Annotated in this window: 22 protein-coding genes; 8 read left to right on the top strand and 14 right to left on the bottom strand. The window is 55.7% G+C overall.

All coding sequences use genetic code 11. From position 1 onward, the window contains the following. Window positions 1–134: 134 nt before the first annotated feature. The 4 genes from AAAC48_RS27410 to tpiA form a co-directional block, all read right to left on the bottom strand. Window positions 135–1,763 carry a CTP synthase gene (locus AAAC48_RS27410; protein WP_340657222.1) on the bottom strand — a complete coding sequence of 543 codons (1,629 nt, stop codon included), beginning with the start codon at window positions 1,761–1,763 and terminating at the stop codon, window positions 135–137. Between the two features lie 145 nt (window positions 1,764–1,908). Beyond that, window positions 1,909–2,595: a L,D-transpeptidase gene (locus AAAC48_RS27415; RefSeq protein ID WP_340657223.1), complete on the bottom strand. Its 687-nt coding sequence runs from the start codon at window positions 2,593–2,595 to the stop codon at window positions 1,909–1,911. Window positions 2,596–2,793: 198 nt separating this feature from the next. Continuing rightward, complete coding sequence (secG, locus tag AAAC48_RS27420; RefSeq protein WP_340657224.1) at window positions 2,794–3,291, bottom strand: preprotein translocase subunit SecG; 498 nt, start codon at window positions 3,289–3,291, stop codon at window positions 2,794–2,796. Between the two features lie 112 nt (window positions 3,292–3,403). Continuing rightward, on the bottom strand, window positions 3,404–4,168 hold the full coding sequence (gene tpiA / locus AAAC48_RS27425) for a triose-phosphate isomerase (RefSeq protein ID WP_340657225.1): 765 nt from the start codon (window positions 4,166–4,168) through the stop codon (window positions 3,404–3,406). Window positions 4,169–4,321: 153 nt separating this feature from the next. On the opposite strand from tpiA, the gene AAAC48_RS27430 reads away from it, so the two are divergent. The 6 genes from AAAC48_RS27430 (at window position 4,322) to lexA (ending at window position 10,677) form a co-directional block, all read left to right on the top strand. After that, window positions 4,322–6,211, top strand: a complete 1,890-nt coding sequence (locus AAAC48_RS27430; RefSeq protein ID WP_340657226.1) for a peptidyl-prolyl cis-trans isomerase — start codon at window positions 4,322–4,324, stop codon at window positions 6,209–6,211. 15 nt (window positions 6,212–6,226) lie between these two features. Then, a complete protein-coding gene (gene trpD, locus AAAC48_RS27435; protein ID WP_340657227.1) occupies window positions 6,227–7,246 on the top strand; it encodes an anthranilate phosphoribosyltransferase in 1,020 nt (339 codons plus the stop codon). A gap of 2 nt (window positions 7,247–7,248) precedes the next feature. Continuing rightward, window positions 7,249–8,067, top strand: a complete 819-nt coding sequence (gene trpC, locus AAAC48_RS27440; RefSeq protein ID WP_340657228.1) for an indole-3-glycerol phosphate synthase TrpC — start codon at window positions 7,249–7,251, stop codon at window positions 8,065–8,067. Beyond that, window positions 8,064–8,555: a cyclic pyranopterin monophosphate synthase MoaC gene (moaC, locus tag AAAC48_RS27445; protein ID WP_340657229.1), complete on the top strand. Its 492-nt coding sequence runs from the start codon at window positions 8,064–8,066 to the stop codon at window positions 8,553–8,555. The genes trpC and moaC overlap by 4 nt, the downstream gene beginning before the upstream one ends. 1 nt (window position 8,556) lies before the next feature. Then, window positions 8,557–9,765 carry a gephyrin-like molybdotransferase Glp gene (gene glp, locus AAAC48_RS27450; protein WP_340657230.1) on the top strand — a complete coding sequence of 403 codons (1,209 nt, stop codon included), beginning with the start codon at window positions 8,557–8,559 and terminating at the stop codon, window positions 9,763–9,765. A gap of 192 nt (window positions 9,766–9,957) precedes the next feature. Beyond that, on the top strand, window positions 9,958–10,677 hold the full coding sequence (gene lexA / locus AAAC48_RS27455) for a transcriptional repressor LexA (protein WP_340657231.1): 720 nt from the start codon (window positions 9,958–9,960) through the stop codon (window positions 10,675–10,677). 454 nt (window positions 10,678–11,131) lie between these two features. Here the strand turns inward: lexA and AAAC48_RS27460 are convergent, their stop codons facing one another. Next, window positions 11,132–11,407 carry a hypothetical protein gene (locus tag AAAC48_RS27460; protein ID WP_340657232.1) on the bottom strand — a complete coding sequence of 92 codons (276 nt, stop codon included), beginning with the start codon at window positions 11,405–11,407 and terminating at the stop codon, window positions 11,132–11,134. A 332-nt stretch (window positions 11,408–11,739) separates the two neighbouring features. On the opposite strand from AAAC48_RS27460, the gene gltX reads away from it, so the two are divergent. Both gltX and gltA read left to right on the top strand, forming a co-directional pair. Next, complete coding sequence (gltX, locus tag AAAC48_RS27465; protein ID WP_340657233.1) at window positions 11,740–13,164, top strand: glutamate--tRNA ligase; 1,425 nt, start codon at window positions 11,740–11,742, stop codon at window positions 13,162–13,164. Between the two features lie 148 nt (window positions 13,165–13,312). After that, window positions 13,313–14,605 (top strand): citrate synthase, encoded by a 1,293-nt coding sequence (gene gltA, locus AAAC48_RS27470; protein ID WP_340657234.1) that lies wholly within the window; start codon window positions 13,313–13,315, stop codon window positions 14,603–14,605. Between the two features lie 62 nt (window positions 14,606–14,667). On the opposite strand, the gene lpxB is transcribed toward gltA, so the two are convergent. The 9 genes from lpxB to AAAC48_RS27515 form a co-directional block, all read right to left on the bottom strand. Next, window positions 14,668–15,837 carry a lipid-A-disaccharide synthase gene (lpxB, locus tag AAAC48_RS27475; protein ID WP_340657235.1) on the bottom strand — a complete coding sequence of 390 codons (1,170 nt, stop codon included), beginning with the start codon at window positions 15,835–15,837 and terminating at the stop codon, window positions 14,668–14,670. Continuing rightward, window positions 15,827–16,726, bottom strand: coding sequence for a UDP-2,3-diacylglucosamine diphosphatase LpxI (gene lpxI / locus AAAC48_RS27480; RefSeq protein WP_340657236.1), 900 nt, complete (start codon window positions 16,724–16,726; stop codon window positions 15,827–15,829). The genes lpxB and lpxI overlap by 11 nt, the downstream gene beginning before the upstream one ends. Beyond that, complete coding sequence (lpxA, locus tag AAAC48_RS27485; protein WP_340657237.1) at window positions 16,710–17,543, bottom strand: acyl-ACP--UDP-N-acetylglucosamine O-acyltransferase; 834 nt, start codon at window positions 17,541–17,543, stop codon at window positions 16,710–16,712. Before lpxA ends, lpxI begins: the two co-directional genes overlap by 17 nt. Further along, window positions 17,543–18,028 carry a 3-hydroxyacyl-ACP dehydratase FabZ gene (fabZ, locus tag AAAC48_RS27490; RefSeq protein ID WP_340657238.1) on the bottom strand — a complete coding sequence of 162 codons (486 nt, stop codon included), beginning with the start codon at window positions 18,026–18,028 and terminating at the stop codon, window positions 17,543–17,545. The genes lpxA and fabZ overlap by 1 nt, the downstream gene beginning before the upstream one ends. Further along, window positions 18,021–19,076, bottom strand: a complete 1,056-nt coding sequence (gene lpxD, locus AAAC48_RS27495; RefSeq protein ID WP_340657239.1) for a UDP-3-O-(3-hydroxymyristoyl)glucosamine N-acyltransferase — start codon at window positions 19,074–19,076, stop codon at window positions 18,021–18,023. The genes fabZ and lpxD overlap by 8 nt, the downstream gene beginning before the upstream one ends. Before the next feature lie 53 nt (window positions 19,077–19,129). Next, window positions 19,130–21,505, bottom strand: a complete 2,376-nt coding sequence (gene bamA / locus AAAC48_RS27500; RefSeq protein WP_340657240.1) for an outer membrane protein assembly factor BamA — start codon at window positions 21,503–21,505, stop codon at window positions 19,130–19,132. Window positions 21,506–21,734: 229 nt separating this feature from the next. Continuing rightward, entirely contained in the window at window positions 21,735–22,865 is a 1,131-nt protein-coding gene (rseP, locus tag AAAC48_RS27505; RefSeq protein ID WP_340657241.1) for an RIP metalloprotease RseP, read from the bottom strand. 65 nt (window positions 22,866–22,930) lie between these two features. Then, on the bottom strand, window positions 22,931–23,758 hold the full coding sequence (locus AAAC48_RS27510; protein WP_340657242.1) for a phosphatidate cytidylyltransferase: 828 nt from the start codon (window positions 23,756–23,758) through the stop codon (window positions 22,931–22,933). Next, complete coding sequence (locus tag AAAC48_RS27515) at window positions 23,755–24,474, bottom strand: isoprenyl transferase (protein ID WP_340657243.1); 720 nt, start codon at window positions 24,472–24,474, stop codon at window positions 23,755–23,757. Before AAAC48_RS27515 ends, AAAC48_RS27510 begins: the two co-directional genes overlap by 4 nt. Window positions 24,475–24,479: the final 5 nt, after the last annotated feature.

Here is a 24,479-nt window from a genome sequence, read left to right on the forward strand (position 1 = left end):
AGCCGTGCGCGGGCAACATCAAGGTCCGCCGTTGGCAGGACAAGATGATCAACAGGACGGGGGATGCGTGGCGTTGTGTTCATGGTCAAAGGGTGTGCCTTAATGCTGATCGCAATTCAAGTCACACCCGCCGATCAGACCAGTCTGCTTTGAGCCATTGCCGCATTGATAAATGAAGCAAACAGCGGATGCGGCTCGAACGGGCGCGATTTCAATTCCGGATGGTACTGAACGCCGATGAACCAGGGATGATCCGGATACTCGATGGTTTCGGGCAAAACGCCATCCGGCGACATGCCGGAGAACACCAGGCCGCAATCCTCCAGACGATCCTTGTAATCGATGTTCACTTCGTAGCGGTGGCGGTGGCGTTCCGAAATATCGGTCGAGCCATAAATATCCGCAATGCGCGTGCCGGATTTGAGCAGCGCTTCATAAGCGCCAAGGCGCATGGTTCCGCCAAGATCACCAGATTGCGCCCGCTTCTCCAGCATGTTGCCCTTGAGCCATTCCGTCATCAGACCAACAACAGGTTCGCTCGTTGGACCGAACTCGCTCGAGGATGCCTTTTCGACACCTGCAAGTGAGCGCGCCGCCTCCAGCACTGCCATCTGCATGCCAAAGCAAATGCCGAAATACGGAACCTTCTTTTCACGCGCGAACTTGGCCGCCAGGATTTTGCCTTCCGAACCGCGCTCGCCAAAACCGCCCGGCACAAGAATGCCATGCACTTTCTGCAGATAGGGTGCCGGATCTTCCTGCTCGAAGATTTCCGATTCGATCCAGTCGAGATTGACCTTCACCTTGTTGGCCATTCCGCCATGGTGCAGCGCCTCAATCAGCGACTTATAGGCATCCTTGAGGCCGGTATATTTGCCAACGATTGCAATCGTGACCTCGCCTTCCGGATTGTGGATACGCTGGCTGACTTCATCCCAACGCTCCATGCGTGGCTTGGGCGCCGGATCGATGCCGAACGCAGCAAGGACTTCCGAATCGAGGCCTTCCTTGTGGTAGGCCATCGGCACGTCATAGATCGTATCGACATCCAACGCCTGGATGACGGCGGAGGCCCGGACATTGCAGAAGAGCGAGAGCTTACGCCGCTCGGATTCCGGGATCTCGCGATCTGCCCGGATAAGAAGGATGTCCGGTGCGATGCCGATCGAACGCAGTTCCTTGACGGAATGCTGTGTCGGCTTGGTCTTAAGCTCGCCAGCAGCCGGAATATAAGGCATCAGCGTCAGGTGAATATAAACGGCGCTGCCACGCGGCAGATCATTGCCAAGCTGGCGAATTGCTTCGAGGAACGGCATGGCTTCGATATCGCCCACAGTACCGCCGATCTCGCACAGAACGAAATCGTAGTCCTCGTTGCCTTCAACGATGAAGTTCTTGATCTCGTCCGTGACATGCGGGATCACCTGAACGGTTGCGCCGAGATAATCTCCCCTGCGCTCCTTTTCGATAATATTCCGGTAGATCCGTCCGGTGGTGATATTGTCCTGCTTGTTGGCAGGACGTCCCGTAAAGCGCTCATAATGACCAAGATCAAGGTCAGTTTCAGCGCCATCGTCGGTCACAAAGACTTCGCCGTGCTGATACGGCGACATCGTACCGGGGTCGACGTTGAGATAAGGGTCGAGCTTGCGAATCCGCACGCGGTATCCACGAGCCTGCAGGAGTGCCGCCAAAGCGGCTGCAGCGATGCCTTTTCCGAGGGAAGAAACCACGCCGCCAGTGATGAAAACATATCGGGCCATGGGCTTATCTCGTTAGTCCTTTGCGATTGATTTGGCCACAAAAAAATCGGCTGACAAGCCGTTTTTCCAGTCCCAAATATTTTTCAATTCAAACAAAACGGCCAGACGCTAGGTCTGGCCGTTTCAACAAATTCAATTATTGCTCTTACAGAACAATAACTTCCGTGCCAACGCTGACGCGGTTGTACAAATCGATCACATGATCATTGACCATACGGAAACAGCCGTTCGAAGCAGAGCTACCGATTGTCCATGGCTGAATCGTACCGTGAATACGAACATGCGTATCCTTGTTACCCTGCGACAGATAAAGGGCACGTGCGCCGAGCGGATTGCCAGGTCCACCGTCCATGCCGTTTTCATACTTGGCGTAATGTGCGGGTTCCCGCTCGATCATTTCCTTGGTCGGAATCCAGCGCGGCCATTCGCGCTTGGTCTGGATTGTCGCAGTTCCCTTGAATTCCAGCCCTTCCTTGCCTACAGCAATGCCGTAGCGGCGTGCGGTGAAAGGCGATTCAACGAGATAGAGGAACTTTGCCTTTGGATCGATAACGATGGTGCCCGGCTTGTAGCCTGAGAATGCGACGTCCTGCGGCATGTATTTCGGATCGATGCCGTATTTCGTCTTGGCCTTACTCTGGCCTGCAGGCTTACGGATCTCGGCTACCTCGATCGGCTTGGCCGCAGCACCCGTGTCCGGAATGGCCGCAACTGGCTCAGCTCTATCACCAGCAAACGGGTTCAGAATCTTCTTGAGAATAGGTTCTGCCGAGGCCGGGCCGGTCAGGGCCAGGACAGACATTCCGATGAGCAAAGAGCGACGTGACAACATAGTTTATTTTCCCGCGTAGATTGCACAACGCCATCAGCGGCGTTTGCCAGGCCCCCAAGGCCAACCTGATATCGCGATATCCGAAGACTGACCTCTTCTCAACGCAAATCGCCGTGAAGAATATACGCCACTGATTCTTCGAGACCAAAGGTTGCGGAAGCGCAACACATTTGCCGCGCCGCCGAGCCTAGTAAAGTCTTACTGCGAATTCGGAACCTGATTTGCCGGTTGGGTCGGCGTCACCGGTGCCGTTGGTGCGGCCGGCTGTGATTCGGGCGTTGCTGGCGCTGTTGCACCAGGTGCCGCCGAACCAGAAGCTGGCGCTGTAGCAGGCGCATCAGACGTGGGAGGCGTCGTCTCCTTGGATGATGGGCCACCGAGCTGATTGAGAATGCCACCGCTCGTGGGGGGCTGCTGGCCTGCAGGCTGACTACCGCTCGTGGCTGGAATCCGCTTCAGAATGTCGGTTGGATTTTCGCCATAACGAGCCATGATGCCGAGAGCCAGCGAAGTGATGAAAAAGCCCGTTGCCAGAATCGCTGTAGCCCGTGTCAGGATATTGGCCGCGCCGCGTGCCGTCATGAAGCCGGAGCCACCACCAATTCCAAGACCGCCGCCTTCGGAGCGCTGCATAAGCACGACGCCAACGAGGGCAAGTACAATCAGAAGATGAATGACAATGACAACGGTTTGCATGGGGTATTTTCTGCTTTCTAGGTATCGGACGCGGCTCTTTACACCGGATCGGTCAATAAACCAAGCCCGTCAGACCACAGTTTTCTTAATGCAATTGCGGTTTTTCTCACCGTCAAAGGGAGTGGTATGCCTCACAGATGGCGAGGAAATCGACTGCTTTCAAGCTCGCGCCTCCGACAAGCGCGCCGTCGACGTTCTCTATTCCCAGGAGCTCTGTCGCATTGGATGGTTTGACCGACCCGCCGTAGAGGATACGCATCTTTGCGCCGTCAGCACCAAAGCGAGCAAAGAGTGCATTACGAATTGAACCATGCACTTCTCTTACATCGTCCGGAGTGGGCGTTAGGCCTGTGCCGATGGCCCACACGGGTTCATAAGCAATGATGGTGTTGATTGCAGTCGCACTGTCGGGGATTGATCCGGCAAGCTGCGTGGCAATGACATCGAGCGTTGAGCCGGCCTTGCGCTGCGCTTCCGTTTCGCCGATGCAGATAATCGCAGTCAGACCAGCGTCCCAGCCTGCCCTTGCCTTTGCATTGACGACAGCATCTGTTTCACCATGATCCGTACGGCGCTCCGAATGGCCGACGATAACATGTGATGCGCCGGCATCCTTCAACATATCCGCCGAGATGTCGCCCGTATGGGCACCGGACTTCTTGAAATGACAATCCTGTCCACCGATACTCAAAGCTTCACCCTCGACAGATTGTGCGGCTCTGAATACGAGCGTCGCGGGTACGCAGATCAGCGCGTCGATTTTCTCACCAATAGCCGAATTCGGCCGGTTGACGATTATACGCAATTCGTCAAGCTGCTCCCCAGTGCCATTCATTTTCCAGTTACCAGCAACGAGTGGACGGACATCAGGGGTCATGGTGAGTTCCTCAGAGATTGGTTTTGGCGATTTTCTCAGTCATTTGATTGCCTGACTAGCAAATTCACTTGATAAAGCAATCGACACGTGACTTGCATCACGCTATTCCCCATTTGATTCAATTAAGCCTCTTGACTGATACGGTGACTTTATATGCTCGACTCTCTCCGCAACGTGGCACAGACCTGGGTGGTCAAGGTGCTCATGGGACTTCTTGTTGTCAGCTTTGCCGGGTGGGGTGTCTCCAACACGATCCTGGGTGCAATCGGCAGCAGTGCCGCCATACGCGCCGGTCATTCCGAAGTTTCACCGGTGGATTATCGTTTGGCTTATGATCGCCAGCTTGCAGCCCTTTCGCAACGTTTCGGGCAGCGCCTAACACGCGAACAGGCTGATGCGATCGGGATCGGTCATCAGGTACAAGGCCAACTGGTTGCTGGCGTTGTTCTCGACGAACAGGCGCGCACCATGTCACTCGGCCTCTCTAAGGACCGTCTGGCGCAACTGGCTGCGGAAGACCCGGCTTTCCAGGGCGCCGATGGCCGCTTCAACCCGGCGCAGTTCGATGCGGTATTGCGCAACGCTGGCATGACCGCCCAAAGCTATCTCGACAATCGTGCACAGGTCGCGCGTCGGCAGCAGATTGTTGAAGCCGTCGCCGATGGCATCAAGGCTCCGAATACACTCCTGAAGGCTGTTGCCTTGTACAAAGGCGAATCGCGCACTGTGGACTTTGTCGCAATGCCGAAGGATTTCATAAAGGATGTTGCAGACCCCAGCGATGCCGATCTGAAGACATATTTCGAGGCCAACAAGGAAGCTTATGGCGCACCGCAGTACCGCAAGGTCAGCTATGTCAAACTTGAGCCAAAAGACATTGCGAACTCCGCGACGGTAACGCCCGAAGAAATCAAGACCGAGTACGATAAGAATATCGAGCGCTATTCGACACCTGAAACGCGCACGGTTGAACAGTTGACATTTGCGAACGAGGAAGCGGCCAAGGCCGCTCGCGACAAGATCGTGGCTGGCACAAGCTTCGAGGATGTTGTCAAGTCGGAAGGCAAGACGCTGGATGACGTACGTCTTGGAACATTCCCCAAGCCTGCCCTGCCCGATCAAGCACTTGCTGATACGATCTTTGGCCTCCAAGCCAACGGTGTCAGCGATGTCGTCAAAGGAACTTTCGGCCCGGTCATTGTTCGTGTCACCGCGATAACGCCGGAAGTCGTAAAGCCGCTTTCCGAAGTCGAAAAAGACATCCGCGAAACGATCGCGCTGACGCAGGCTGCATCGTCGATCGCCGACGTTCATGATGCCTATGAGAATGCGCGTGCTGATGGAGCCAGCATGGCCGAAGCAGCAGCGAAGCAAAATTTGAAAGTCGTAACGATCGAAGCCGTTGATCAGGCCGGTCGTGGACCCGACGAAAAGAGCATCCCTAATCTCCCATTTGACGAAAATCAGCTCGCCGCAGTGTTTCAGGCAGATGTCGGTTTCGACAACGAGCCTTTCAATCTGGGGACCAACAGTTATCTTTGGTACGACGTCGTGAGCGTTACGCCCGCGCGTGAACGCCCGCTCGAAGAGGTGAAGCAGCGTGTAATCGCAAACTGGAAGAAGGCGGAAATTGAGAAGCAACTTAACGCGAAGGCTGAAGAGGTCCGCAAGCGTGTTGCCGAAGGGACATCGCTCGATGCCATCGCGGCTGAATTCAAGTTCACCAAAGACACAAAACGCGGCATCACGCGCCAGAGCAAGGACGCCGATCTGGGCGAAGGCGGCGTAGCTTCAGTGTTTGATGGTCCGGAAGGTATTGTTGGCGTTACCGAATCCGCATCCGACGGCTCGAAGCTCATTTTCAAGGTTACAGAATCGATCGAGCCGGCGAATGTCGGGCCGGAAGCTCTGACGACTGTTGAACGGGATGCCTTGGGTTCACGCCTCGCGGATGACCTGCTCGACCAGTTGGTGGCACAACTCCAGACGGTCTATCCTGTCACTATCAACCAGACCGTCATCGATCGGGCGCTTGCCCGCTAAGCCGAGAGACAAAACATGGCTGAACTGAAGCGTTTCATCGGCATTGCAGCGGCGGGAAAGGCGCTTTCTCGCAACGAGGCTATTGAGGCTTTCGACATCATGATGTCGGGACAGGCGACACCGGCGCAAATCGGTGCATTGTTGATGGCATTGCGCGTGCGTGGCGAAAACATCGACGAGATCGCCGGTGCGGTATCTGCCATGCGCTCGAAAATGCTCAGAGTCACAGCCCCTCCCGATGCCATCGATATTGTCGGCACGGGCGGTGATCAGTCGGGCTCCTACAATGTCTCGACTTGCGCGGCTTTTGTTGTTGCAGGTGCGGGTGTTCCGGTTGCGAAACATGGTAATCGCGCGCTGTCGTCTCGTTCCGGTGCCGCCGATACACTTGCGGCGCTCGGCATCAACATCGAAATCGGTGCGGACCTGATTGCGACATGTATCGAACAGGCCGGGATCGGATTCATGTTTGCTCCGATGCATCATCCGGCCATGAAACATGTCGGGCCGGCACGCGTCGAACTTGGCACGCGCACCATCTTCAATTTGCTTGGACCGCTCACCAATCCGGCAGGGGTCAAGCGCCAGCTGGTTGGTGTTTTTGCTCCCGAGTGGGTCGAGCCTGTCGCGCATGTCCTGAAGAACCTTGGATCTGAATCCGTATGGGTAGTCCATGGTGACGGACTCGATGAAATCACGACCGCAGGCGTGACCAAGGTAGCAGCCCTTGAGAACGGAACAATTCGTACATTCGAGATCGATCCGGAATCGTTCGGTCTCCGGCTCGTCGACCCACAGGATCTGAAGGGCGGCACAGCTGACGAAAACGCCGTTTCGCTGCTTTCTGTCCTTGATGGGGCGCATGGCGCCTACCGTGATATCACCTTGTTCAATGCCGGGGCTGGATTGGTCATCGCCGGCGTTGCGTTTGACCTTAAAACCGGCATCGAAATGGCCGCCCATTCGATCGACAGCAGTGCAGCCAGAAATGTGCTAAAGAAACTCGTCCACGTGTCGAACAGCGGGGCTAGCTGAGCATGGTTGATATTCTTCGTAGGATCGAAGCCTATAAGCGCGACGAGATCACTGCTGCCAAGGCGCGTGTTGCCGTCGATGATTTGAAGGCCCAGGCGAAAGACCAGGATGCACCACGCGGCTTTCTCTCTGCCCTGCAGAAGAAGCGCGATGCGGGAGACTTTGCTCTCATTGCCGAGATCAAGAAGGCTAGCCCCTCGAAGGGCCTGATCCGTCCGGATTTTGATCCGCCGGCATTGGCCAAAGCTTATGAGATGGGTGGAGCTGCATGTCTTTCGGTTCTGACGGATGGCCCGTCGTTTCAAGGTGCGCCGGAATTCCTGAAAGCGGCACGTAAAGCGACACAACTTCCCGCGCTGCGCAAGGATTTCCTGTTCGACACCTATCAGGTTTACGAGGCCCGCAGCTGGGGCGCTGATTGCATTCTCATCATCATGGCAAGCGTCAATGATGCTATGGCGAGAGCGCTCGAAGAAACCGCAATGTCACTCGGCGTGGACGTGCTCGTCGAGGTGCATGATGAAGCCGAACTGGAACGCGCTTTGAAGCTGGCTTCGCCCCTACTCGGCATCAATAATCGTGATCTGCGCACGTTTGAGGTTGATCTCGCGGTATCTGAGCGGCTCGCGAAAATGGTGCCGCCCACCAAGTTTCTGGTCAGTGAGAGCGGCGTCTTTACCCACGCTGATTGCCAGCGTCTCGCTAAATCCAACATAGGCACGTTTCTCGTCGGCGAAAGCCTGATGCGCCAGGATGACGTAGCCGCCGCAACGAAAGCGCTATTGCACGGATCCGTGGAAAAGCAGACGGACGCGGCATGAACAGTAGACTTACCCATCTCGACGAGACGGGAGCCGCACATATGGTGGACATTGGCGGCAAGGTGGAAACGGAACGCGTAGCGATCGCCGAAGGTTCTGTAAGAATGCGGGCGGAGACGCTCGACCTCATCAAATCGGGCAATGCGGCCAAAGGTGATGTAATCGGGACTGCACGGATCGCCGGTATCATGGCGGCCAAAAAGACCCATGAGCTGATCCCGCTCTGCCATCCATTACTATTGAACAAGATTTCCGTCGATATTGAATCCGACGAAGCGTTGCCTGGATTGCATGTCGTTGCAACAGTGAAGCTAACTGGCAAGACCGGTGTTGAGATGGAAGCGTTGACGGCCGTCTCTGTGGCATGCCTCACCATTTACGATATGGCAAAAGCTGTCGACAAGAGCATGATTATTCAGGACATTCGTCTCTTGCAGAAGAGCGGCGGCAAATCGGGCGATTGGTCTGTCAAAGCAAGCGAGACGTAGAATGGCAGGACTTCTTCCCGTAGACGAAGCGCTGGCACGTATTCTCGCTGACGCCGGGAAACTCGAGCCAGAAACCGTTCCGCTCAGTGCAGCCGGCGGCCGCGTTCTCGCGGCGGAATTGCATGCCAAGCGGCAGCAACCGCCCTTTGCGGCCTCGGCCATGGATGGGTACGCAGTGCGCGCTGTCGATGTCGCAAGTGTACCGACGACGTTGAAATTGATTGGGCAGTCTGCGGCCGGTCACGCTTTTTCCGGCGTGGTGAATGCGGGCGAAGCTGTGCGGATATTCACAGGTGCGCCGGTGCCGGAAGGTGCCGACAGCGTCGTGATACAGGAAAATACCATCCTTGAAAACGGACGTGTCAGCATCATCGAGACCATCGCCGCCGGTAGGAACATCCGCAAGGCAGGATTGGATTTCAATGAAGGGGATTTATTGCTCGAAGCCGGGCGCGTTCTCGATCCGGCCGCTCTCGCCCTCGCCGCCTCCGCCGATTATCCAACCGTTCACGTGATCCGGCAGCCTCGCATCGCCATCCTTGCGACCGGCGATGAACTGGTCAGCCCGGGCGAAGCTTATCGATCGGACCAGATCATCGCTTCCAATAGCTTCGGCTTGGCGGAAATTGTGCGTGAGGCGGGCGGTGTCCCGATTGATCTTGGTATCGCCGAAGACCGGCTAGAAGCTTTAAGCAATGCGCTAGATCAAGCGACTGCTGGCAAGGTGGACATTCTTGTTACTCTTGGTGGCGCTTCGGTCGGTGATCATGATCTGGTGCAGCCAGCGCTGGCAGCACGGGGAATGGAACTCGATTTCTGGAAGATAGCCCTTCGCCCCGGCAAACCACTGATGTTCGGACGTCTCGATGGGATGAAAATACTCGGTCTGCCCGGTAATCCGGTGTCCAGCCTCATATGTGCTCATATTTTTCTGACACCGCTTATCCATGCGCTGACGGGCTTATCACACCAGCCAAATCTCCGCGTCGCCGTGCTCGGAAGCGACATGGCGACGAATGACCAACGACAGGACTATGTTCGCGCCCGTGTCACAAAAAGTCCCGACGGGACCCTGACAGCGACACCATTTGCCATCCAGGATTCGTCGATGTTGAAATTCCTCGCTGATGCCAACGGTCTGATCATTCGCGAACCACATGCTCCGGCTGCCAAAGCCGGATCGACATGCAGCGTATTGATGCTGCGATAGCCAGCTTACGAACCAGTTCCGCGCGCAATTGTTGCTCTTTCGCGGCAAATGCGGGCAAAAAATACGCGCCTTGCCGTAAAAACGCATTCGGTTCAGCGGCGTAAACCACATATTAAGCCTTGTAGAACACAACTGGAACAGATAGTGTTTGTTCTGGTTTTGTTTTTCCGATTCCGTGCTGAAGGATCGCCGATGCTCACGCGCAAACAACACGAACTCCTGCTCTTCATTCATGAGCGCCTGAAGGAAACGGGCATTCCTCCATCATTCGACGAGATGAAGGATGCCTTGGATCTCGCGTCGAAGTCCGGCATACACAGGTTGATCACGGCGCTGGAAGAACGCGGCTTTATTCGCCGGCTTGCCAACCGGGCCAGAGCGTTAGAAGTCCTACGTCTGCCGGACTCCATTGCACCGGGCCTCAATACCCAGAAAAAATTCTCGCCAAGCGTCATCGAGGGCAGCCTTGGGCGAAACGGAGCTCCACCGCGGCCACAGCCGCGCTCGGCGGATGACGTTAACGCATCCACCGTTGTCAGTATTCCGGTGATGGGACGCATCGCCGCTGGTGTGCCGATTTCCGCAATCCAGAACCAGACTCACATGATTGGCCTGCCACCGGACATGATCGGCAATGGCGAGCATTATGCCCTTGAAGTTAAGGGTGATTCGATGATCGAGGCGGGTATCTTTGACGGAGATACCGTGGTCATCAAGCGCAGCGATACCGCTAATCCAGGCGAAATCGTTGTTGCGCTGGTCGATGACGAGGAAGCGACACTAAAGCGCTTTCGTCGTAAGGGTGCCTCGATCGCGCTCGAAGCTGCAAACCCTGCTTATGAAACCCGGATATTTGGACCGGATCGCGTCCAGGTTCAGGGCAAGCTGGTTGGTCTGATCAGGCGCTACTAGTCTGGTTCCTCGGCCTTCTGGGAATTGGGGACTATTCCGGGCCCGGTCTTGGCGCGTTTGCGAGGCTGGTATTCTCCAAGGTTGCGGGCGGCGCGCGAATACGTTCGATACGAATTCCACGGGCGATCGGGCGATCCGACCGCATAGGTCGCGATGGCAGCAGCAAGTCGCTCGGCCTGTGCCGTACTTGCCTCTGCGACGCCCCGTAGAGCTGAGACATTCCCTCCTGGACCGCTTGCGGGCCTAACCTGTTTGTGTTGGGCGGCCCGATTTCGGCGGCTCCTCTCAATTCAATGCGAGATCGCGTTGGGTAATCACCAGTACACTCTCTTCGTTGCAAGCTGCCTCGCTACCTGCAAAGGCCAGAATGACAATATCCGCCTCGGCGCAAGCGGTTGATCTTTGTGCAGGATCATTTGTATGCGTCACAATAAGGCCGCCTTGCTCACGCGCACTAAACAGTCCGTTCTTTGGTAACGCGCGTCGTGACCTCCGATCCGAGCATCCTGGTGCTGGCCCGGATGGTTTCAAGCTTGCCAAAGAGCATGCCGGCAACGATCGCGGCCGCAAAAAGAAGAACGGGCCTGATCGTCGGCCGGGCGTGAGCAAGCGCGTGAAGACCAACAAGCACGGTCAATCCCGGCGAGATGGCGCTGCGCCTCGGTTCCACACCAGAGTTGAAATAGACAATGGCGCCGGTACCTGCGAAAACCGGCAAGAATAAAAACACTGTGCCGCGTTCAACTTCGCTGTTGTATGCGGTGGGAATCGCAATAAGTGCTGACCGAATGTATGATCGTGCAAGTTGTCTGCGTTCGCGCAATCTTGCCGGGAAGCGATTGTCATCGAAGTTCGCTGCTACAAGTTTGAGTCGAGATCGTATTGTCAGCATTTCCGGGAGGAAGAAGAGCCGCTCGCTTGTCTTCGTTTTGGCGACAGGACCTTCCATTTACCTCCCCGTTCCGCCAATGCCCTTGCACAGCAGCGGTGCTATGCTACATGAACGCCAGATCAATTCGATTGGACGTTCGGCTAATAGGCCGGGCATTCCCTGGAGTACCTATGCCATCCTCAGTTGTTACCCGTTTCGCCCCCTCCCCAACCGGCTTCCTGCATATTGGCGGCGCCCGTACAGCGCTGTTCAACTGGCTGTATGCAAAGCATACGGGCGGCAAGATGCTGCTTCGTATCGAAGACACGGACCGCGAGCGTTCCTCGGAAGCTGCGGTGGCAGCCATTCTTGACGGTCTGAAATGGCTTGGCCTCGATTGGGATGGCGATGCCGTATCACAATATGAGCGCGCACCCCGTCACCGTGAAGTAGCAGAAGAGTTGGTCGCCAAAGGTAAGGCCTACTATTGCTATGCCTCGCCGGCCGAACTCGACGAGATGCGCGAGAAAGCCCGTGCCGAGGGACGTCCGCCGCGCTATGATGGCCGCTGGCGTGATCGTGATCCCAAGGAGGCTCCCGCAGGAATCAAACCGGTTATCCGTATCAAGGCGCCGCAGGACGGCGAAACTCTGGTGCGCGATCAGGTGCAGGGGGATGTGCGCTTTCCGAACAAGGACCTTGATGATTTCATCATCCTACGCTCGGATGGCAACCCGACCTATATGCATGCGGTTGTCGTTGACGATCATGATATGGGAGTCACCCACATCATCCGAGGCGATGACCATCTGACGAATGCAGCACGCCAGACCGTGATTTATGACGCTATGGGTTGGGATGTTCCTGTGATGGGCCATATACCGCTCATTCATGGTGCTGATGGAGCCAAACTCTCCAAGCGTCATGGTGCCCTTGGTGTCGAAGCTTATCGAGCGATGGGCTACCTGCCCGCAGCGCTGCGCAACTATCTTGTCCGCCTTGGCTGGAGCCATGGTGATGACGAGATCATGTCCGACCAACAGATGATCCAGTGGTTTGAAATCTCCGATATCAATCGCGGCGCGTCGCGCTTCGACTTCCAGAAGCTCGAGGCGATCAATGGCCATTACATGCGATTCTCCGATGACGCAGATCTGGTCAAGGCCATGATCGACATCCTGCCGGAGATTGAAGGCGGTGCCAGAATCCTGGCACGCTTGAACGACACGACGAAGGCGCAGTTGCTAGCCGCGATGCCGGGGCTGAAGGAGCGTGCAAAGACACTTGTTGAACTTGCCGATAGCGCGAACTATCTCTTTGCGCAGCGGCCACTCGTACTTGACGAAAAGGCCTCAGGCCTGCTCAACGACGAAGGTTTGAGCGTGCTTTCCGGTGTCCTGCCCGTCCTTGCGGCCGTCAAAGACTGGACAGCGGAAGCCCTCGATGCTGCGGTGCGTGTGCATGCGGAAAAGGCCGGCCTGAAGCTTGGCAAAATTGCGCAACCTCTGCGTGCCGCATTGACCGGAAGAGCAACATCTCCGGGTGTTTTTGATGTCCTGGCGGTCCTTGGAAGAGAAGAATCCATAGGGCGGATCGAGGATCAGATAAAAGGTTAACGGTATGCAGATTTGGGTGCATTTTTGCATTGCAACATCGTGCCTTTCGAGTACGGTGTCGTGCCTGACAAGATCACGGTCAGAACCTCGGTTGAGGTAAGTGCTTTTGCGCTGGTAAAGCGCAAGTTGAAGCAAGAAAGGAACGGCAATGTCTGAAAACAGCGTCAACATCGATCTGAATGGTCACCAATTCGCCTTACCCATAAAAAAGGGGACCATTGGACCGGATGTCGTGGACATTGGGACTTTATACAAGAACACGGGTGCCTTCACATACGATCCTGGTTTCACATCCACGGCATCTTGCGAGTCGCAGATCACCTATATTGACGGCGATGAAGGTATTCTGCTGCACCGCGGCTATCCGATCGAACAACTGGCCGAACACGGCGATTTTCTGGAAGCCTGCTATCTGCTGCTCTACGGCGAACTGCCGACAAAGAGCCAGAAGGCAGACTTCGACTTCCGCGTAACGCACCACACCATGGTTCACGAGCAAATGTCGCGCTTTTTCAGCGGCTTCCGCCGCGATGCGCACCCGATGGCCGTCATGGTTGGCTGTGTAGGCGCCCTATCCGCGTTCTATCACGACTCGACAGATATTTCTGACCCGCATCAGCGCATGGTCGCTTCGATCCGCATGATCGCGAAGATTCCGACCCTAGCGGCCATGGCCTACAAGTATCACATCGGTCAGCCATTTGTTTATCCGCGGAACAATCTCGATTTTGCGACAAACTTCCTGCATATGTGCTTTGCTGTTCCCTGTGAGGAATATGTTCCAAACCCTGTGCTTGCACGTGCAATGGATCGCATCTTTATCCTGCATGCCGATCATGAGCAGAACGCTTCCACCTCAACAGTTCGCCTCGCAGGTTCTTCGGGCGCAAATCCGTTTGCCTGTATCGCTGCTGGCATTGCCTGCCTCTGGGGACCTGCCCATGGTGGTGCAAATGAAGCGGCTCTCACCATGCTCGGTGAAATCGGCACTGTAGACCGCATCCCGGAATACATCGCCCGCGCCAAGGATAAGAACGATCCTTTCCGCCTGATGGGCTTTGGTCACCGCGTCTACAAGCATTATGACCCGCGTGCCAAGATTATGCAGCAGACGACACGCGAAGTTCTTGCCGAGCTCGGTATCAAGGATGATCCACTGCTCGATGTTGCGATGGAACTTGAGCGTATTGCTCTAACCGATGAATATTTCATCGAAAAGAAACTCTATCCAAACGTCGACTTCTATTCGGGTATCACTCTGAAGGCGCTCGGTTTCCCCACCACCATGTTCACCGTGCTATTTGCCGTGGCACGTACGGTTGGCTGGATTGCTCAGTGGAAAGAAATGATCGAGGATCCGCATCAGAAGATCGGCCGTCCGCGGCAGCTCTACACAGGTGCGACACGGCGGGATTATGTGAACGTCGAAGATCGCAAATAATCTTTGTCCAAAATGACAAAAAAGGCGCCCATCCGGCGCCTTTTTTGATGGAGCAGAGCGCTTCACTTCACCAGATCAAGCACCTTATCTGCTGCAATTGCACCAGCGGGCCGGTCGGTTTGCATCACTCTGGCAATCTTGTCGAAGCTTTCAAGCTGCGCGGTGCGCCGATGTCCAGGTACCAGTAACTGCTCCAGCTGGCGCGTCAGCGATCCCGCCCGCACAAACTGGTTGAAATATTCTGGGACAACGGGTTCATCCGCAATGATGTTAGGGAGCGCAGCACTCCAGATCGTAATGCGCGGAGCAAGGAAGGTTCGCGCCAGCCAATCCGGCTTGTAGGACAGGACCGTAGGAATACGGGCGAGCGCCAGCTCAAGCGACACCGTTCCAGACGCGGCTAAAGCAGCATCAGCCTCAGAAAAGGCTCGTAGCCGTTCCGCTTCGCCCACGACAATATGAGGCTGCACCTTCCAGCCCGCGGTCAACTGCCGAACGAGTGGTTCAACCTTTGGCAAGGTCGGCAAAGTGACCTGGATCCGGTTGCCGCGGCCAACAAGAAGTTCGACCGTCTCGCCGAACGGTCCAGCAAGGCTGGTGATTTCCGATCGACGTGAGCCCGGCAGAACCACCAGGTTTTTTTCTTCCCGGTCGCCCAAGCCGGCATCGCGAGCGCGGTTTCGCTTTGCTGCCTCCAGAAGCGGTGCGTGAGAAACAAGTCTGTGGCCGACATAGGTTGCAGGTGGGCCGTCGAGATCCTTCAGCGCTTGAACTTCAAAGGGCAGAATCGCCAGTACGTGGTCGATATAGGAGCGCATTGCTTTAGCGCGTTCCGGTCGCCACGCCCAAACGGACGGGCTGATATAGTTGATAATGGGGATCGAAGGGTTGGCCACCCTCACCTTGCGGGCAACACGGTGGGTGAAATCCGGGCTATCGATGATCACCAGACAGTCGGGCCTCGCCGAAACGATTGCATCGGAAAGCTGCGAAATGCGGCGGATGAGTTGTGGTAGTTTGCGGACGATAGCGCTTAAGCCCACGAGGGCGATTTCGTGCTGGTCGAACAGGCTATTGAGCCCGAGCGCCGCGAGGTGTTCTCCTCCAACGCCGGTCAACGTCACATCACCTGCATATTGCCGTCGAAGCGACTGGACCAGATCAGCTCCAAGCAGATCGCCCGACTCTTCACCTGTAACAATAGCAAGGCGCAATGGTCTTTCAGCTGCCATCTTGCACCTGCTCGAAGGTCTCGATAAACAGCCCCGCTTCGTTGGCGGCCGCGACAGTTTCTGCGTAGCCAAGGATGAGCGTGCGACCCGCCTCGACAGCAATGCCTTTTAGTCCCGCTCTCATGGCGTTTTCGACGGTACTGACGCCAATGGCGGGCAGGTCGGCGCGCACCTCCTGTTGCGGCTTGGCGCATTTGACGAGGACGCCGCCCTTGCGATTGATGCGCTTCGCCCGCCGCAGCTCCGCCACGCGCTGCAACATCGCGTCTGTGCCCTCTACACCTTCCAGTGCCACAACGCGGCCACCAACGGCGATCGCCGCTTGTCCAATGTCGAGGGCTCCAATCATGACAGCGGCCTCTCGTGCCGCGCGCATATTTGCGACGCTGCCCTGATCAGCGCGTTTGCGCGTCATAGTGCCCGGAGCCGGCGCGAGGATATCGGGAACAACCTCATGAGCACCTACAACCCGGAACCCATAGGATTCGATCGTCGCGATGACTGCGCGCAAGAGACCATCGTCACCAAGCCGAAAGGCGCGCAGAAAACGATAGAGTGCGACGAGATTGCCATTGCCAGGTCTCAGGGCCGCACGAAATTCGGGCCTATGCCGAATGCCGCCAGCCAGCACCACATTCGAAATTCCCTCGGCCTTGAGGATCTTGACGAGGCCGCCGAGTTCCACAATGGAAATTTCAGCGTGTTCGCCGTCATAAAGTGCGGGCTCTGCCTCGCCCTTGATCGCAACAATAAGTGGATTGCCGCCCTGTTTGCGCAAGCTTTCGGCGACAGCGACCGGCAGCAAGCCGTTGCCCGCGACAATCGCCGTCCGGCCCGCTATGGCGGCGGGCAAATCAGTTCTTGGCGTTTTTTTAGCTGTTGTCGTCACGGTCACTGATCTCGATTGCGGAATCGAGTGGCGGCGTGCAATAGGCGCGCTTGGTATCAGTGGTGATGAAATCGATCAAATCTGCCACGGCGGCTGACTCGGGGAATGCAGTGCGTACATCGTCTGCACGGCTTTTGATCGATTTCGTACGATCGAACAACATGCGGACTGCGTGGCGAAGATTGTGAATCTCGGGACGAGCCATGCCCGAACGCTTCATGCCAATGATATTCAATCCGCCAAGGTAGGCGTGATTGCCGATCGCCATGCCATAGGGCACGAGATCGCTTGCAAGCGCCGCAAGGCCACCGATAAAGGCGTGATGGCCGATGCGCACGAACTGATGAATGCCGGCGCCACCGCCAATGATGACATTGTTGCCAATGGTCACGTGCCCGCCAATCATCACATTGTTGGAGAACGTCACGTTGGCGCCAATGACGCAGTCGTGGGCTACGTGCGCATAGGCCAGGAACATGCAATTATCGCCAACCGTCGTGATTCCACGGCTAGCGTCGGTGCCGCGGTGCATGGTAACGCCTTCACGGATCTCGCAATTCTTGCCAATAATCAGGGTGGTGTGGCCGCCTTTGTGTTTGGTGTTCTGCGGATCGCCTCCAAGGACGGCGTTGGGATAGACCTTCGAGCCACTGCCGAGCGAGGTCGGACCCATAATGACAACGTGGCTCATCAGAATGACGTCGTCGCCAACGACTGCTTGTGAACCTACATGGCAAAATGGACCGATGCTTACTCTGTCTCCAATTTTTGCGCCTTGCTCGACGATGGCCGTCGGGTGAATGCTAGAATTGGACATCAGGCCCCAGTCTCATCTTCATCAGGAAAGCTCACCATGGCCGCAACTTCGGCCTCTGCAACCTTGACGCCGTCTACTTCCGCTACGCAGCCATATTTATGAATGTTGCCGCGCTGCTTCAACTTTGTCACACGCAACTTGAGCTGATCGCCCGGAACTACGGGCTTCCTGAACTTGGCTCCGTCGATCGTCATGAAGAAGACCTTGCCAGGCTTGCCACCGCCATTGTGGAACAGGACGATCGCACCAGCTGTCTGCGCCATAGCCTCGATGATCAATACACCTGGCATGATCGGCAATTCGGGAAAATGACCGGCGAAATGCGGTTCGTTGATCGAAACGTTCTTAATCCCGGTGGCCGACACATCGCGATCGATATCAACGATACGGTCAATTAGAAGGAAGGGATAACGATGTGGCAGATTTGCCAGGATTTTCTGGATGTCCGCGACGCCGAGGCTGTCCGCTTGCACATTGTCACTCATCGCCACTGTTCTCCTTCTTGGTTCGGGTCATCGCACGTACACTCGCGATCTCACGGAACCATTGCTTGAATGGCTGAGCAGGCGCGCCCGCCCACCTTTCGCCATCCGGAATGTCATTCATCACGCCGCTTGCAGCAGCAATCTCCACCCGCGAACCAATGTTAACGTGATCCTTGATGCCAACGCTTCCACCCAGCATCGTCATATCGCCCAGCACCACGCTACCGGAAATGCCACATTGGGCGGCAATCACGCAATGCCGCCCAATTCGAACATTGTGGGCAATCTGCACAAGGTTGTCGATTTTAGTCCCCTCGCCGATGATCGTATCGGCAAGCGCCCCGCGATCAATCGTCGTGTTGGCGCCAATCTCCACATTGTCCTGGATAATCACGCGGCCAAGTTGCGGCATTTTTTCCATTCCGGCTCTGCCGGATACGTAGCCAAAGCCGTCCTGACCTATCCGGACACCCGGATGCAACAGCACGCGGTTGCCCAGAAACGCATATTGTATGGACGAATTGGGCGCTACATAGCAGTCACGGCCAATCTTGCAACCATTGCCAATGACAACATTGGCCGCAATCACCGTACCCGAACCGATCGAAACATTGCTTCCAATGATTGCGCCAGGCTCAATGGTTACGTCATCTTCGATCTCAGCCGATGGATGAACAATCGCGTGGCTTGAAACGCCGGTCTGACCGCTCCACAAGTGCGCATTAACTGCATTGGGATAGAGTGCACGGCCGATGGCCGCAAAATCCTGCTGGGGATGGCGGGTTACAATGATGGCTACATTCTTGGGAATGCTCGACTTGACTTCGTCGGTGCATAAAACACCGGCTGCCTTCAGCCCACCAAGGTCCTGGGCGTTCTTCTTGCCTTCTATGAAAACGAGCGCATCGGGTCCAGAATCAACAATCGACGCCAGTCGTTTGACTGGCCGATTTGCCAGAGAACTGTCGACAAGAACACCATTGGTCAGATCCGCGATCTGACCAACAGTCACGTTAAGTAGTGGCTCATAAAAGATCGGATCGGCCATCGACTAACTTTCTCCCCCGGGGAAAGTTGCTCCCCCGGGAGGTCAGCAATCTATCAGAATTTGCTCGACATGCCGAAGTTGAAGTTCTGCACCTGGTCGCCCTCAACCTTCTTGACTGGTACGGCGTAATCGAAGCGCAACGGGCCGAATGGCGATGCCCACATGATACTCGCGCCGACCGATGCACGCCATTCTGATCCTGTCGTGCCTTGCGCCTCTGGAAGGTCGTTGCCATAGAGCGTCGCGGCGTCCGCGAACACGGCACCACGAATGCCAAGGCTCTCAGGAATCACCGGCATTGGGAACTGTGCTTCGGTTGAGGCATTGAAATAGGTCGTACCGCCGAGGAAGCTACCCTTTGCGTCGGCAACACTGGTATCGCGAGGACCAATACCGGCATATTTGAAGCCGCGGATCATTTCCTGGTTGTTCTTGAACATGTCGAACACACGCAAGTCGTCGTCACCGAAGCCCCTGATGTAACCCGCACCGACACCCAAGAGACCTACGATATCCATCTCGTCGGACAATGTCTTGTAGTACTGACCCTTGAAGGTGGTCTTCAGGAAGTTCGCGTCGCCACCAATGCCGGCATATTCCTGATTGAACTTCGCAAAGATACCATCGTGCGGATTCTTCGTATCATCGATCGTGTTGTAGGTCAGCGACCAGCTGATCGATGACTTGATCCAGGGACTCTCTTCTGCAGCATCGATATAGGCTTGCGAAATCTCCGTCGGATCTGGGATGTTTGTGCCCGGGATCATAGCCGCGCTACTGATATCGTACGTTTCCTGCGTGAGGTTGTAGGCGACACCAGCGGTCAAGGCTTCCGTGATCGGCAGGCCGAAGCGGATAGTTCCGCCGGTGAGGTCGGTCTCGTACTTGTCGCTGACGTTGGACTGACGCTTGAAGATATCGAAACCGGCCGCGATACGCTGACCAAGGAAATAGGGCTCGGTGAACGAAAGAGAATAGGAACGGTTGTTGTCGAGACCAGCACCTGCGGCGATACGAACATACTGGCCGCGGCCGAGGAAGTTACGCTCCGTGATCGATCCTTCCACCGTCGGACCGGGAGTTTCACCGCCAGTCGTATAACCACCGCCGATGGAGAATTCACCGGTTGACTTCTCAACGACGTCAACAACCAGAACCACCTGGTCGGGCTGAGAACCAGGCGCAGTTGAAATGTTGACAGTCTGGAAGAAATCCAGGTTTTCAAGGCGGCGCTTGGCGCGCTGAATCAAGACCTGGTTGAACGCATCGCCTTCACTGACGTCGAACTCACGACGAATAACGAAATCACGAGTCTTTTCGTTACCTCGAATTTCGATACGCTCAACATAGGCGCGCGGACCTTGATCAATCGCATAAACGACTGAAATCGTATGGTTCTCGAAATTGCGATCGCCACGGGGTTCAACTTTGGCAAAAGCATAACCCTGACCAGCGACGTTTTCGGAGAGCTTGATGATCGAATCTTCGACTTCCTTGGCGCTGTAGGTTTCGCCTTCCCTGGTCTTGACGAGACCGTTCAGCCGCGCCGTATCGACACCCTCGACCGAACTTTCGATCTGGACACCACCGAATTTATATTTCTCACCCTCTTCGACCGTGATGGTGATTGTGTATTCATTGGTGGCCGGATCGAGGTCCGCAGTCGAGGAAACGACGCGGAAATCGGCGTAGCCGCGATTGTAATAGAAACGACGCAACGCCTCTTCGTCGGCGCGGAGGCGATCTTCGCTGTAAACGTCATTGCGTGTCAGCCATGAAAGCGGATTGGATCTCTTGGTGGAAATCACATCACTCAAACGCCGATTGCCAAAGGCCTGATTGCCGACGAAATTGATCTTGGCAATCTTCGTGCGCTCGCCTTCGTTGATCTCGAAGACAACGTTAACACGCCCCTCGCCAAGGTCCATGGTGCGAGCATTTACGGTGGCGTCGCTACGGCCAACATTGCGATAGGCGGCGCGAACGGCTTCGACGTCAGAATCAAGAGTTGCCTGATCGAACGCAGCACGTGGCTTCAGCTGTACGGCGTTCTGAAGCGCAGGATCCTTGATCTTCTTATTACCCTGGAAAATCACCTGATTAACAACCTGATGTTCAGAAACCTGAACGATCAGCGTGCTGCCAGACTGGCTGATACGCACATCGCCAAACAAACCGGTACCAAACAGGCGCTTGGTCGCCGCATCAATGTCCGCGTTTGAAAAAGGCTTGCCAGGCGTGATGCCGAGGTTGTCGCGAACTGTCTGGGCATCCACACGTGTATTACCACGCACTTCAATGCGGCTTACTGTTGCTGCCTGGGCTGCTGTTACACCTGCCATCGTTGTTACGATTACACCGGAACTCACCAGAGCCGCTGATATGGCGAGCGCCGACGCTGCACCAACGAATTTTGAACTTGCCGCCATAGGCCTTCTGAACCTTCGTTTCTCGTTGTCCCCGGGCGAGATCCCGGACTAAGCACTTACTCGCACACCGTCATAGCCGGTTTTTACATACACGCAAGGCTTACGGTTAAAATCTGTTTACTTCACACGAAAGCGTGGCATCCATGCCACGCCAATCGGAGCTTATAGTAAACAGATCATATCGGTCCGCCAGCCTAAGCCTCTAATTTTCACTAATGTTTAATTGTTCCTATCGGCAGGCAAAAAGGTCATTAAACACCACAAAGCCCATGAATCCCAACACCAGCAGAAAGCCGAACCGGAAGAATATCTCCTGAATCGCTGGCTTAACCGGCCTGCCGATGATCGCTTCCGCCGCATAAAAGATGAGATGCCCTCCATCGAGTGGCGGCAATGGAAAAAGATTGAGCAAACCGATGCCGATGGACAACATCGCTGTGAGCTGAATGAGCCAGTCGATGCCCTGGCTCGCGGCTTGCCCGGCCATTGTTGCGATCTTAACCGGACCGCCCAACTGGCATTTATCCTCGCGACCGGCAAAAAACCGGCCGAAGAACTGTCCCGTACGGGCAATTATGAAGCCGCTTTCCCGCACAGCTTGAACAACTGATTCGACAGGACCGTATTCAATCCTGCGGAAGTTGCCGAGTTCCTGATTGTTTACGACACCAATGACGGCGATCTTTATCGTGTTGCCGAGCGGGTCCTTTTGTTCGGTAAGCTCAGGAGTCGCAGTCAGTTTGACTTCCTGACCGTTGCGCTCCACGACGAAATTCAGCGAATCGCCAGCTCTCGAAGAAACGATGCGCTGGACATCAGAGAAAGTTTCGACTTTATCGCCATTGACACTGACAAAGCGGTCGCCGGGTTGAAATCCGGCGAGAGCAGCTGGGCCGCCGGGTCTGACCTCTGCCACCATGGGATCGGCGACCATTTTGCCATAGAGGGCAAAAAACACCGAGAAGATGGCTACCGTCAGCAGTATGTTGAATGCCGGGCCTGCAAACACGGTTGCGGCGCGTTTCCACACGGGCTGTGTGTGAAAAGCCACAGCAAGCTCCTCCGCACTCATCGCCTCCGGCGCCGCTGCGGTTGAACTTGTCACACCCTCGTCGCCGGCAAACTTAACGTAACCACCGAGCGGAATAGCAGAGAGCTTCCAGCGCGTACCCCTGCGGTCATTGAACCCAATGAGTTCCGGACCGAAGCCAACGGAAAATGCCTTGACGCCGATTCCGCACCAGCGCCCGACAAGGTAGTGCCCCATCTCATGGACAAATACCACGACGGTCAGCACTATCAGAAACGGTAATACAGTACCAATCAACACGCTTTGAGTACCGAACAGAGTATGCAGCATATCGGTCAAGTACCTCCGGGCTGCAATCAATCGAACGACCCACTCGGGCCCCGGAAGCTAGCCGTCTAGAAAAGAATGTCGTAGGGCGTTTCTGGTGTCACCAGAATTGCTCCGATGACGTATAGCAATGCCGCAGCAGCTACAAGCCCATCGACCCGGTCCATCACGCCACCGTGACCAGGAATGAGGTGACTTGAGTCCTTTACGCCAAATTTCCGCTTCACCCAGGATTCGCCGAGGTCGCCAATCTGCGCAATGATCGAAAGCAAGAGTGCGATGAGCGGAATGGGAACGCCGCCTGCCGGGGTGATGAAGGCGGCGCAGGTGACGCCTGCCGCCACGCCTGCCGCAGCTCCACCAATTGCTCCCGCCCAAGTCTTGTTTGGTGAAAAACGCGGCGCGAGTTTAGGTCCGCCAAGGGCCCGTCCATTGAAATATGCAAAGATGTCCGTGGCCCAGACGACAGCAAAGATAAACAAGATCGTGGCAAAACCGTCACCTGTGTCGCCGCGCAACAGAGTCAGCGCAATGGCGGGGAAGCCTGAATAGATTAACCCGAATGCTGGCCAATAGCCGAATGCGCGGCCGCCAACTGCGATCACTAATGCAGCGCCGGCAAACAATATGCCGATCACCAATAAGACGTGCTGGATAAAAAGCAGAACGATTAGCACAAGTAGCAGGGATGCCCATGCGAACCCGCGCGTCAACGGCGTCGATCGCTCCGCCGTTATGAGTTGCCATTCATAAAATATGCTGAGCCCGATTGCCGATGCGAGAATACCGAAGGCAATTCCCCCAACCCAAGTAACAGCCACTGCAACAACAATGAGGACAACCGCGCTAAGAACGCGCTTTTGGAGATTCGATAGACCGTTCTTAATAATGGTCACAGAGCGATTTCCTGCGCCGTCACGCCACCGAACCGGCGTTCGCGCATCTGGAATGTTTCGATCGCCTCCACAAGATTTGATGGCCGGAAGTCTGGCCAATAGCATGGCAAGAACATGAACTCTGAGTAGGCAGCCTGCCAAAGCAAGAAATTGGAAAGGCGCATCTCGCCGCTGGTGCGAATGATCATATCCGGATCGGGAATGTCCGCGGTATCCAGCCTCGTCGTAATGGCTTCAGGTGTGATGTCGTCATTTGCTAGAACACCGGATGCAACATCGGCGACCAGACGCTTTACCGCGCGGGTAATCTCGTTGCGTGAACCATAATTGAACGCAATTACGAGAGTGAGCCCGGTATTTGTTTCGGTAAGCGCCTCGGCTTCGGTCAGAAGGCCACGAATGTCCTTGGCCAAGCCCTCACGCTCACCGATGATCCGTACCCGGACGTTTTCCCGGTGCAGGTCAGCAAGATCGCGCCGGATGAAAAGTTTAAGCAATCCCATCAGATCTGAAACTTCCGAGCGCGGTCGGGACCAGTTTTCAGATGAGAACGCAAACAGAGTCAAAAATGGGATGTCCATCTTTCCGGCAGCGCGGATGGTCTCGCGCAGCGCTTCGACACCTGCCTTATGGCCTGCTGCCCGCGGTAGGCCCCTCGCCTTTGCCCAACGGCCATTTCCATCCATAATGATGGCAATGTGGCGCGGATTGGACATGAGCT

This window comes from Phyllobacterium sp. (assembly GCF_037994405.1).
Classification (GTDB): Bacteria; Pseudomonadota; Alphaproteobacteria; order Rhizobiales; family Rhizobiaceae; genus Phyllobacterium.

What these genes read in the sequence shown, in the direction of transcription:
- lexA (WP_340657231.1), top strand. Translation starts at nt 9,958, where the DNA reads ATGCTCACGCGCAAACAACACGAACTCCTGCTCTTCATTCATGAGCGC.
- moaC (WP_340657229.1), top strand. Translation starts at nt 8,064, where the DNA reads ATGAACAGTAGACTTACCCATCTCGACGAGACGGGAGCCGCACATATG.
- tpiA (WP_340657225.1), bottom strand. Translation starts at nt 4,168, where the DNA reads ATGACCCCTGATGTCCGTCCACTCGTTGCTGGTAACTGGAAAATGAAT.
- AAAC48_RS27415 (WP_340657223.1), bottom strand. Translation starts at nt 2,595, where the DNA reads ATGTTGTCACGTCGCTCTTTGCTCATCGGAATGTCTGTCCTGGCCCTG.
- lpxA (WP_340657237.1), bottom strand. Translation starts at nt 17,543, where the DNA reads ATGTCCAATTCTAGCATTCACCCGACGGCCATCGTCGAGCAAGGCGCA.
- lpxB (WP_340657235.1), bottom strand. Translation starts at nt 15,837, where the DNA reads ATGGCAGCTGAAAGACCATTGCGCCTTGCTATTGTTACAGGTGAAGAG.
- rseP (WP_340657241.1), bottom strand. Translation starts at nt 22,865, where the DNA reads ATGCTGCATACTCTGTTCGGTACTCAAAGCGTGTTGATTGGTACTGTA.
- gltX (WP_340657233.1), top strand. Translation starts at nt 11,740, where the DNA reads ATGCCATCCTCAGTTGTTACCCGTTTCGCCCCCTCCCCAACCGGCTTC.
- fabZ (WP_340657238.1), bottom strand. Translation starts at nt 18,028, where the DNA reads ATGAGTGACAATGTGCAAGCGGACAGCCTCGGCGTCGCGGACATCCAG.
- gltA (WP_340657234.1), top strand. Translation starts at nt 13,313, where the DNA reads ATGTCTGAAAACAGCGTCAACATCGATCTGAATGGTCACCAATTCGCC.
- trpC (WP_340657228.1), top strand. Translation starts at nt 7,249, where the DNA reads ATGGTTGATATTCTTCGTAGGATCGAAGCCTATAAGCGCGACGAGATC.
- AAAC48_RS27515 (WP_340657243.1), bottom strand. Translation starts at nt 24,474, where the DNA reads ATGTCCAATCCGCGCCACATTGCCATCATTATGGATGGAAATGGCCGT.
- bamA (WP_340657240.1), bottom strand. Translation starts at nt 21,505, where the DNA reads ATGGCGGCAAGTTCAAAATTCGTTGGTGCAGCGTCGGCGCTCGCCATA.
- AAAC48_RS27410 (WP_340657222.1), bottom strand. Translation starts at nt 1,763, where the DNA reads ATGGCCCGATATGTTTTCATCACTGGCGGCGTGGTTTCTTCCCTCGGA.
- secG (WP_340657224.1), bottom strand. Translation starts at nt 3,291, where the DNA reads ATGCAAACCGTTGTCATTGTCATTCATCTTCTGATTGTACTTGCCCTC.
- glp (WP_340657230.1), top strand. Translation starts at nt 8,557, where the DNA reads ATGGCAGGACTTCTTCCCGTAGACGAAGCGCTGGCACGTATTCTCGCT.
- AAAC48_RS27430 (WP_340657226.1), top strand. Translation starts at nt 4,322, where the DNA reads ATGCTCGACTCTCTCCGCAACGTGGCACAGACCTGGGTGGTCAAGGTG.
- trpD (WP_340657227.1), top strand. Translation starts at nt 6,227, where the DNA reads ATGGCTGAACTGAAGCGTTTCATCGGCATTGCAGCGGCGGGAAAGGCG.
- lpxD (WP_340657239.1), bottom strand. Translation starts at nt 19,076, where the DNA reads ATGGCCGATCCGATCTTTTATGAGCCACTACTTAACGTGACTGTTGGT.